The 10098-nt window shown below is 46.2% G+C and carries 10 protein-coding genes; 6 read left to right on the plus strand and 4 right to left on the minus strand.

Going from position 1 to position 10098, the window contains the following annotated elements; genetic code table 11:
- Positions 1 to 81: 81 nt before the first annotated feature.
- Together IV55_RS04375 and IV55_RS04380 are read right to left on the minus strand one after the other, a co-directional pair.
- Positions 82 to 753 carry an HD domain-containing protein gene (locus tag IV55_RS04375; protein WP_057809755.1) on the minus strand — a complete coding sequence of 224 codons (672 nt, stop codon included), beginning with the start codon at positions 751 to 753 and terminating at the stop codon, positions 82 to 84.
- A complete protein-coding gene (locus tag IV55_RS04380; RefSeq protein WP_057809757.1) occupies positions 754 to 1383 on the minus strand; it encodes a TetR/AcrR family transcriptional regulator in 630 nt (209 codons plus the stop codon).
- A 193-nt stretch (positions 1384 to 1576) separates the two neighbouring features.
- On the opposite strand from IV55_RS04380, the gene IV55_RS04385 reads away from it, so the two are divergent.
- Together IV55_RS04385 and IV55_RS04390 are read left to right on the plus strand one after the other, a co-directional pair.
- Positions 1577 to 2503: an ABC transporter ATP-binding protein gene (locus IV55_RS04385; RefSeq protein ID WP_057809759.1), complete on the plus strand. Its 927-nt coding sequence runs from the start codon at positions 1577 to 1579 to the stop codon at positions 2501 to 2503.
- Positions 2496 to 4118 (plus strand): ABC transporter permease, encoded by a 1623-nt coding sequence (locus IV55_RS04390; protein WP_057809760.1) that lies wholly within the window; start codon positions 2496 to 2498, stop codon positions 4116 to 4118. Before IV55_RS04385 ends, IV55_RS04390 begins: the two co-directional genes overlap by 8 nt.
- Positions 4119 to 4415: 297 nt before the next feature.
- Here IV55_RS04390 and IV55_RS04395 read toward each other — a convergent pair whose 3' ends face one another.
- A complete protein-coding gene (locus IV55_RS04395) occupies positions 4416 to 5360 on the minus strand; it encodes an alpha/beta hydrolase (RefSeq protein ID WP_057809762.1) in 945 nt (314 codons plus the stop codon).
- A 264-nt stretch (positions 5361 to 5624) separates the two neighbouring features.
- On the opposite strand from IV55_RS04395, the gene IV55_RS04400 reads away from it, so the two are divergent.
- Positions 5625 to 7094, plus strand: coding sequence for an MDR family MFS transporter (locus IV55_RS04400; protein ID WP_057809764.1), 1470 nt, complete (start codon positions 5625 to 5627; stop codon positions 7092 to 7094).
- The gene (locus IV55_RS04405) at positions 7094 to 7318 is read left to right on the plus strand and encodes a DUF4811 domain-containing protein (protein ID WP_057809766.1); all 225 of its coding nucleotides are present in this window, start codon (positions 7094 to 7096) and stop codon (positions 7316 to 7318) included. The genes IV55_RS04400 and IV55_RS04405 overlap by 1 nt, the downstream gene beginning before the upstream one ends.
- Before the next feature lie 40 nt (positions 7319 to 7358).
- Here IV55_RS04405 and IV55_RS04410 read toward each other — a convergent pair whose 3' ends face one another.
- Entirely contained in the window at positions 7359 to 8042 is a 684-nt protein-coding gene (locus tag IV55_RS04410) for an IS6 family transposase (RefSeq protein ID WP_002816607.1), read from the minus strand.
- Between IV55_RS04410 and IV55_RS04415 the strand changes: the two genes are divergently transcribed.
- Both IV55_RS04415 and IV55_RS04420 read left to right on the plus strand, forming a co-directional pair.
- Positions 8034 to 8612: a DUF4811 domain-containing protein gene (locus IV55_RS04415; RefSeq protein ID WP_057809768.1), complete on the plus strand. Its 579-nt coding sequence runs from the start codon at positions 8034 to 8036 to the stop codon at positions 8610 to 8612. The two genes, IV55_RS04410 and IV55_RS04415, sit on opposite strands and share 9 nt — an antisense overlap.
- Positions 8613 to 8714: 102 nt before the next feature.
- On the plus strand, positions 8715 to 9896 hold the full coding sequence (locus tag IV55_RS04420; protein ID WP_057809770.1) for a hypothetical protein: 1182 nt from the start codon (positions 8715 to 8717) through the stop codon (positions 9894 to 9896).
- The last annotated feature ends 202 nt before the right edge of the window (positions 9897 to 10098 follow it).

Below are 10098 nucleotides of genomic sequence, written 5' to 3' on the forward strand. Positions count from 1 at the left end.
GTAGGTTGTTCTAGGTCTTGCTCACGACTTCCCGACTTTTGTCCCACTCTCGTTCCTAGGTTTCAATGGCTCCGCCAAGGATTACGCCTGACCATCCCACTCTTGCTTAAATTCTGTCAAAAAGTTGATCATTACTTGTTGTCGATGTTCCGCGAGGGCCTTCGCAGCCGGGGTGTTCAGCTGATTTTTAATCAGCAACAATTTTTCATAAAAATGATTGATGGTGGTACCTTCATTGCTACGGTACATTGCTTTGGTCATCCCCGTGCGTGGTTCAATTTCTGGATCATACAACACCCGGTCATGATTCCCACCATATGTCAGTGTCCGTGCAATTCCAATCGCGCCAATTGCATCCATTCGATCAGCATCTTGCACAATTTGTCCGGCCGAACTCAACAATTGATGCTCAGTCAAATTCTTGCTAAACGACATGTGATCAATAATGGCAAATAATTCAGCGATTGTTTCGTCATTAACACCCCAAGTTTGTAGCTGCTGTTGCAAGTCAACATGGGCTGTTTGCGGATCAGGCACCACTTTTTCATCCGTTACGTCATGCAAGTAAGCTGCTGCCAAAATCAAAAACAGTTGCCCCGTTGCCTCCGTCCGATCAATTTGTGCCGCAAGTTTAGCAACTCGATCCACGTGAAAGAAGTCATGACCGGAACGTTCTTGTCCTAAAACATGTTGTGCATAGGCGATGATTGCTTGTAATTGTTGCTGTTCATCACTGGTTAATGCCTGTGCCATTTACTCTGCCTCATCTTTCGTTGGTTTACCCATTAGTCCATAGAAGAACATCTGCGTCAAAATTTCACCATCGGCGTGTAATGCATCAAAGTTCTTTTGACTTTTAGTCGCGTCCTTTGGCTTTTGAATGTAAGAGACATACATATCTACATAGGTCATTGCTGCCCGGTCGGTAACCGCATCATTCACAACCCCTTGTGCCCGACCCTGTTCCATTAGTGTGTGCCAAAAGTGTTGTTTTTGCGTTTCATAGGCGGTTTGAACCGTTTGATCATCGTTATCGCCACGCATTTCAGCCACTAGAAAATGAAAGAAGCTCGGCGCTAACGCCTCAGATTCAGCCACGCTTTCAGTCATCATCTGTTGTACCTTTTCCATAAACGTTGCTGTCTGGTCATCGATAATCTGTTGGTAATAAGTATACCCCGCCTCAATCATTGATAACACCACCGCGCGTCCTAGCGCAATCTTGCTTGGAAAATACTTATACAAGGTAACTTGCGAAGCACCTGCACGTTTGGCGATTTGCTTAATTGACACCTCAAGATACCCTTTTTCAAGAAATAGTTGCTGCGCTGTTTGTAAGATCTGCTGGCGCTTATGTGCCTTACGTAACTGATTACCATCCATTTTTATCAACCTTTTTTTACTGCTTGAGTTCAGTTTCTGTCCTTGCCCCACAAGTGACTGAACTATTTATACTTCTAAAGTTCAGTTTAGGCAAGATTGCATTGTTGACACGGGGTTTTCACGACGCCATACTGACCTTAAAAACAGGCGTCTACAGGCCACCTGCCCATTTTTACAAAGGAGAATGATAATTATGGCAACACAATCGCCGATCATTCATATCGAACAGTTACAAAAGCAATTCGGGAAATTCCAAGCGCTAAAGGACGTATCGTTTGACGTCTTCCCAGGTGAAGTATTTGGGTTCATTGGACCAAATGGTGCTGGTAAATCAACGACCATTCGGACACTGCTTGGACTACTGCGGGCCACTTCTGGCACCGCAACAATCTTCGGTCAAGACGTCTATCATGATGCCGTTAGCATTCATAAACGTTTAGCCTATGTCCCTGGTGATGTTTATCTATGGCCTAACCTGACTGGCGGCGAAATCATCGACTTGTTTTTAAAGCTAAGCAAGCAACAACATACCGCCAAGACTGATGCGCTCATCAAGCAATTTGCCTTAGATCCAACAAAGCGCGCACGAACTTATTCGAAAGGGAATCGGCAAAAAGTGGCATTGATTGCCGCGCTTTCGCAAGAAGCCGATCTGTATATCTTCGATGAACCAACCTCTGGTCTTGATCCTCTTAATGAACGTGTCTTTCAAGATGCCGTCTTGTCACTAAAAGAGCAAGGTAAGGCAGTATTGCTTTCTAGCCACATTTTATCTGAGGTGGAACGAATGTGTGATCGCATCGGCATTATTCGTGCCGGCGAAATCATCGAAACTGGTTCTCTGACTGAAATGCGTCATTTAACACGCACACAAATGACCGTCCAAACGAAACAGCCACTTGCCGACTTAGCGCAACAAGCTGGTGTTCATCAAGTGACTGTCGATGCGTCACATCAGCGCATTACCTTTACCGTTGATGCAGAGGCAATGCCGGCGGTGATCAATTACTTAGCTGCGCATCAAGTGACTGCTATTCAAAGCACACCACCAACACTGGAAGATTTATTCCTTCGTTACTATGATGGCGACAACGTAAAGGAAGTGGTCGATCATGTTTAACCAAGCGGCGTTTCAAACTGGTCGTCTACTGCGCATTAACCTGCGGCGTGATTGGCGCAAGCTTTTAGTTTGGCTATTGGTCATGACCGGTCTCTTCGCTGCAATTGCTGGCAAATTTAATTCTTTATACGGGACAAAGGCAGACATCGCGCAGATTACTGCAACATTGAAAAATCCAGCCATGATTGCAATGTTCGGCCGGTTGCCCAGCGCACCCCTTAACACAGCAGACGTCTTCGCCAGCGAAATGACTGTTTTTATGGCGATCTTTGGTGCAATCATGAACTTTACGTTTGCTATCCCATTGACCCGTGGTGACGAAGAGTCCGGCGTCACAGAACTGGTGTCTGCACACGCTGTCGGTATCTTGGCGCCGCTTAACGCAGCAATCAGCGAACTCTTCTTATTGAACGCCGGTTTAACTGGACTCTATTTAGGTGGCTTACAGCTCTCGGGTCTCACTGGTGCCACTTTTGCCGGCAACCTGGTGTTAAGTTGCGGGTTGGGTCTCAATGGTTTCTTATTTGCGCTCGTCGCGATCGTGTGTGCCCAAATCAGTGGTAGTAGTCGTGGGGCGATGAGTATGGCTTATGGTGTTTTCGGCCTCGCATACTTGTGGCGAATGGTTACTGATGTCACCCATCCGAGCCTAACTTGGTGGTCACCATTAGGCTGGGTCGAAAAATTTTCCAGCTATCGCGACAACAATTGGCTACCTGCACTGTTGATGTTAATCAGCATCGTAATTTTATTAACTGCAACACTTCTCTTACGTGAACATCGGGACTTTAATAGCGGTTTAATTGCGCCACGTCCCGGTCGTAAACGCGCTGTTTGGTGGCTCAAGGGACCAGCTGGTTTATTCTGGCGATTAGACCGAACGACGATTCTTGTATGGCTCATTGCCGTTGCAATCCTCGGCGCTAGCTACGGCTCAGTTTTCGATAGCGTTGCCGGGATTCTAAAACATAATCCCCTTTACGCCGGCTTACTAGGTGATCCACATGCAATGCATGCCGCCACAACACAGATTATTAAATCGTTTATGGCACTGCTGACGATTGTATTCGCAGTTTTAGCGGCTATCCCCGGATTACAACTGATTAACCGGATCATTAGCGATGAGAATCGTGGCTATCTAGAACTCCTGCATGCAGGACCAACACCGCGCTGGCGGTTGTTCGGTACCCTTATAATTGGTGGCAGCTTAACGAGTTTGCTGACACTCGGTGCCGGCATTGCTGGGTTAGGCGGAGCGGCCAATGCTGTTTTAAAACAGCCACTACCAAGTGCTAATTTTATTAACATTTTTATTGCAAACAGTACTGCTGTCCTACTCATTTTAAGTTTCGCCGCAATCTTAGCCGGTTGGCTGCCGCGCTTCACGAACCTCATTTGGGGCTATCTTGGACTTATTTTCTTCGTTGGTTATCTGGGGGGCTTGCTTAATCTGCCTAAGTGGACCGACAAACTGTCCCCCTTCGGTTATCTTGGTCGTGTCCCTGTGCACACACTGAATTGGTCCGTCTTTTGGTGGCAGTTGGCACTTGTAGCCGTCTGTTTCGCCATCGCTTTGGTCGGTTACCAGCGGCGGGATATTGCCGCTAAAAACTAACGAGCGTGTGACGACTAGCGTCACAAGACCCAGTTACCGCCTAAATAAACGAACACGCTAAACTAAAATCACCGACGACTCAGCTTACTGTAGAAGTAGACTGAACTCATCGGTGATTTTTACGTTACCAGTTCAATTGAAGTGAATGCTCAAGATTACAGTCACACGAACCGTTTACTTTGACGGTAACCGGGCTGCGAAGAATTCGCAAAGCCTGCCGCCACATCCGTGCGACGACGAACGCAGTGAGTTTGCTAATGACTGGCTGCCGGGGGAAAAAACCTCTCTCCGCTTGCACTAAGCCACATGATACGTCAGGTACGTCTTTAAGAAGGTGTCTATTCGATCACGATAAGCCACTGGATCCACCCAAAAGCTTTCTGCGTGCGTGGCATTCGGAACGATCCATTTTTCCTTTGGTCCCTGCGTTGCATCGTAGTTTTTAGCTAACATACTGGCAGGAACAAAGACGTCTTTCTCGCCATGAATGAAGAAAATCGGTCGCTTGTTATGCGCCAGCTGTGTCACAGACGAAACATCATTCAGGTTAAATCCTAAGCGGCGGCGATTGATTGCGCTAACAGCCGGTAAAAACGGATACTTTGGCAAATGAAAGTTTCGTTTTAGCAAATACACCAGCTCATCATCAATGCTTGAGTAACCACAATCAGCGATAATACAGCGAACCTGTTCAGGCAACGTTTCGCCGCTCATCATTTCAACCGTCGCGCCACCCATTGACACACCGAATAAAACAATGCGCGCATCCTCACCATCACGTTGTAAAATCCGGTTGATCCACTCCAAGTAATCTAGACGGTCTAGCCAACCAAATGTGATGTACCGGCCTGCTGACTTTCCATGCGCACGATCATCAGGCAGTAGAACATTGTAGCCCAGCTCATGAAACATCTTCGCGTAATTCGCCATCGTTTCGCCATTACCTTTATAGCCATGCGCAACAATGACCGTATCCGTGGTCGGCACCGCAGCCGCAAGATATGTCGCTGCTAGTTTCTGTGCCGCGTCGTCTTCATGTTGCAGCCACGTTTCTGTCGGTTGACTACGCAGCCACTCGATATAGTTGTAATAATCAGCAGCATACTTTTGCTTTTCCTTAGATGTTTCAGGTACTTCTTGTACGCGACCAAATGCATACTGATACAAACGCTCTGAAATACCCGCTACGCCAGTTGCTAAAACAAATGGTGCCGCAATACTGGCCATTGTTTTCTTCTTCATTATGCCGAACTCCTTTAATGAAATTACCTGTCACTATAACACCATTGAATCTGGAGTTAAAACAGTTACCTATCCGTTTGCCAAACTTAGTTAACCCCATTCTTTGACTGTTTGCAGTATGCTATTTAGTGAGCATCAGGGTTATTCAATCATGCCATAATGCTTTTACTAACTTTTTATTAGTCATGAGCGTATAATTGTTTCTTGGACTGTTTATAGAACTTATTTATGTCACTTATTTTTTAAGCTAAAGGAGGCTTTTTTGTGTCCGAATCTTCCACGAGTTTCAAAGTCGTTGACGCGAATGGCAAACCATTTAATCGGCTTGCCTTAGTCATTACGATGTTAATCGGAACATTTAGTACCTTTATTGTGCAGACGACCCTCACCACCGCCTTTCCCACATTGATGCGAACCTTTAACATCGATGCTGATGCAGTACAGTGGCTAACCACTGGATTCATGTTGGTCATGGGGATTACAATTCCCATCTCTGCCTTCTTATTACAGCGTTTCAGCTCAAAGTCACTATACCTAATGGCGATGGTCATCTTTTTCATTGGGACTTTCATCTGTATGATTGCGCCCACCTTTGGCATCCTACTGACTGGTCGTCTAATCGAAGCCGTTGCCGTTGGGATTACCGCACCAACATTTCAAACGACCATGTTGACCATTTTCCCACCAGAGAAGCGGGGTTCTGCAATGGGCCTCGCCGGAATCGTGATTGGTCTGGCACCAGCCATTGGGCCAACCCTGTCAGGATGGTTATTATTAAATTATTCATGGCGCTCTCTGTTTGTCGTCATCTTACCATTCCCAGTAATTGTCTTTTGTTTAGCACTCTTCACCATGCGCAAGATTTTTCCCACCAAACCAGCAAATGCTGACTGGTTGTCTGTCGCATTATCCACCATTGGATTTGGTAGCATGTTATACGCGTTTAGTAGCGTCGGTGCCAGCTCTTGGACTGCACCTAAAGTTTACATAACACTTATCGTCGGGGCGATTTTTGTTAGCCTCTTCGTCTGGCGATCTCTAACCATCAAAAACCCCTTGCTGGAACTACGTGTGTTCTCCTCACCGGTATATACACTATCCGTGATCGAAGTCGCCGTCGTTAACATGGCCATGATGGGCGCCGAAATGGTCGTTCCACTTTACATTCAAACCGTTCGGGGCGAATCCGCTTTCCATTCTGGTTTAATCCTATTACCTGGTGCCTTAATGATGGGTTTGATGAGCCCCATCACTGGCCGGATTTTTGATCGTATTGGTGCGCGCCGCCTTGCCATTACGGGGATGCTTTTGCTAACAGTTGGCACCGCCTTTTTTACAACACTGACTGAATCAACACCCATCATCTTCGTTACGTTGCTGTATACGATTCGGATGTTCGGGATTGCAATGGTCATGATGCCAGTTACGACAACCGGAATGAATGCCTTACCGCTCAGCTTGATGAGCCACGGTACCTCGGTCAATAACACTGGGCGGCAAGTCTTCTCATCAATGGGGACAGCTGTCTTAATTTCTGTTTTAACCAACGTCACTAAGAACAACATGCCTGCTAAAAACATGCTCAAAGCAACCCCACTGGCCTATCGTGATCATGCTTTGAACGCAACTTTAGCTGGCTATCATGCAGCCTTTTGGACAGCAACCATCTTTGCGTTTGTTGGCTTAGTGCTCACCTTCTGGTTAAAACCAGGGAACATCAGGAGGCATAACTAATGGTTATTAGCCTATTAATCATCGCCACCATCGGGTTATTCTTCAGCATCGTCCTAGCCAAAACCAGCATCAGCCGACGCTGGTTCATCGCCGGCTTCTTCGTGCTTTTCATTGGTATGATTGCCTTACTAGTGGCCAACGATACGTATCACTACGGGCTTAAGAAAGTCACGCGCACTGACACTGAAACACTAGTCACCAGGGATCTGGTGCAAACAGTGTGAGAGATGACCATCTAACCAGCTATTGATCCTATGTTGAAGTTTATGCAGCTAACAATGCTTCTAATTCGTCCACGACTGAGAACCCGATGAGACTTAACTCTCGTCGGGTTCTTTTGCGTATTGCGTGAACAATTTCCACACCGCTCAACGTTGCACTAGCGGTTCGAATGCTTTGAAAGCTTGCTGAGCGGACACGATGACGTTTAATGAATCGGTGGTCCTGTTCAATCAAATTATTTCGATATTTGGAACATTGGTGGGCTGATTTGCTCAAATAGTCTTGCTTTATCAGGTGCTTCACTGCTTTCAGTGTTGCCCGATATTGATCAGTGACTAATCGATCAGGCCGACCATTGGTCGTCAAGAGACGCTTCAAAAAGTGATAGGATGCGGTATAATCGCGGTGTTTTCGTAGCTCAAAATCCATGGTCAAACCGTTACTGTCAATAGCGCGATACAAATAGGCCCAACGGCCTTTAACTCGAATATAGGTCTCATCGATTCGCCAACTTTTAGCGTGAGCTGTTTGATGCCGACGCCATAGAGCCTTAAAGATGGGGCCATAGTGATGAACCCAACGCATGACCGTGGTGTGATGAACAGTGATACCCCGATCCCGAAGCAATTCAACGATGTCACGATAGCTGAGACTGAATCTGAAATAGTAGCCAACGGCTACTAAGATGATGTCCTTTTGAAAGTGGCGTCCCTTAAAGTGATTCATGCGCGCAATCCCTCGTTTCTTGGCACCCAGTATACTAAAATCAAGTCAGCGAGGAAAATTTGCACCAGAACCGTCACCAGCGCTGCGAACTCAGCCAAAACAAATCCCGACATTCTGTTATACAAAGCACTCGGTGATGGCACCGAAAAGGTTTATTTATACAGAACAAACCTTTCGCAAGCAAAACCACAGCCAACGCCACTGGAGCATGCTACGGTCCATGTCGATGCAACTGAAACAACAACCGCCACCCTCGTTAAACAAACGACCCGCTGGCAATACAGCAGCGCTTGGACGCATGCCTTGTTTGCTATGTCCGGGGAAGACGGTGATATTGCTCACCGAACCTATACTTTTCAGATTCCAACGACCTGGCTACAGTTAAGCACTACCCAAGCACAACAATTAACACATTTATTAAAAGACCCAACTACTCAGCAAAAGCTACAAGTAGCGGTTGAAAAACGAGTCGCTACTGAATTTAAAAAGCACCCTAATTTACCTGCTAATGAACATTTCGAAGTCGAACGATTGGCTCAAAAATCAGCAATTATGCAGCTTTTAAAATAAACGCCTAAAGACACCACGTCACCTCCCGAGTGCGGGAAGCTGCGTGGTGTCTTTATTAAATGCTATAATTTCCATAATAATTAGATAAAGCGAGAGGTGCTTATGAAACGAAAGGGACTCTGGGCATTACTGGGGATCGTCATCCTCGGCGGTGCCATCACAGCAGGCATGTTCTTCAAAGAAAATCACGATCATGCTAAACGCTTCACCTACACTAACCTGCACGTTAAAAAATGGCAGGCCGATACAAAGCCCCTTATTACACAGGCGGAATTCGACCAGAATATTCGCAAGGTCAATCAAGATAACTCAGGCAAAACAAAGCTTAAGAACTGGGACAGTGTCGTCATTCCTGGGCTACGTGGTGCATGGTCAATCAATCATCAAACCAAAAAGCCAACACTCGGTAAGGATTGGGTCCCACAAGGGCTTACCCAAAATCAGGACTACTACTTTATCAGCGCTTACGACGGTGATCATCGCCTGAATTCTCTTATCTTTGTTGTCAATAAGCATACTGGTAAATACGTTAAGACACTGCTTCTAAACAATAAATCACACGTCGGCGGTCTGGCCTATGACCAGCACCATCAACGCCTATGGATTTCCGAAGACTCTTCGAAGTATGCCGGGTTAGCTGCTGTTTCTCAAAAAGAAATTGACGACTACCATGCCGAACAAGTTAAGGGGCCCATCAGCACCAAGAAGTTCAATTTGCCATGGGCTGCTCGTACATCCGGTCTCGACTTCTACAACAATCAATTAGTCATCGTCAAATATGGGCAGGATAAACAGAGCCGGGCAATCATCGCCATGCCGGTTCAAGAAGACGGCTATCCAGTAAAAGTGACCGACGAAATTCTTGGAAAAGCCTATTCTAGCAACGTGGACCACTTTATTGATGGCTTAGTGAAACAGCATGTTATCAACTCGTTTGCACCAGGATATGATCGCATGCAAGGACTCACGACCACAGAACACGGACTCACCATGTTTTCTCAGTCTAATGGTGATAAAAATGCCAAAATTCTGGTTAAGGAACCAAATAAGCGTTCAGGTCGCGATTTCAATTTCTTCGCCCCTGCAGGCGGCGTTACTGGCTTCCATGTGCCGCCTTCGGTCGAACAAATCAGCATCAACAATCCTGATGATAATCAGTTAGCTATGCTCTTTGAAAGCGGCGCTGCTAAGTATCGCAAAGAACGAGAAAGCAAATTCGGTCCGTACCCGATGATTTCCGATCGGCTCTTAATTTTACCAATTGTGGAATCAGAGACTAAATAACCGTATTTGATTACTTATGTCACTGGAAAAGGGAGCTGCGACAATTAATTGTCGCAGCTCCCTTTTCTAGTGACATTTTCGTCCACACTCAAGCTTTTTGATTTACGCGTTTAAATAGTGAAAACGTGCGCCAAAAGTCAAGTCTCTGTGCAGACTACGAACAACCTACCGGATTGAAGACCAATCCGTACGGCCGTTCTAG

This window comes from Furfurilactobacillus siliginis, assembly GCF_001437435.1.
In the GTDB taxonomy this organism is placed as follows: domain Bacteria; phylum Bacillota; class Bacilli; order Lactobacillales; family Lactobacillaceae; genus Furfurilactobacillus; species Furfurilactobacillus siliginis.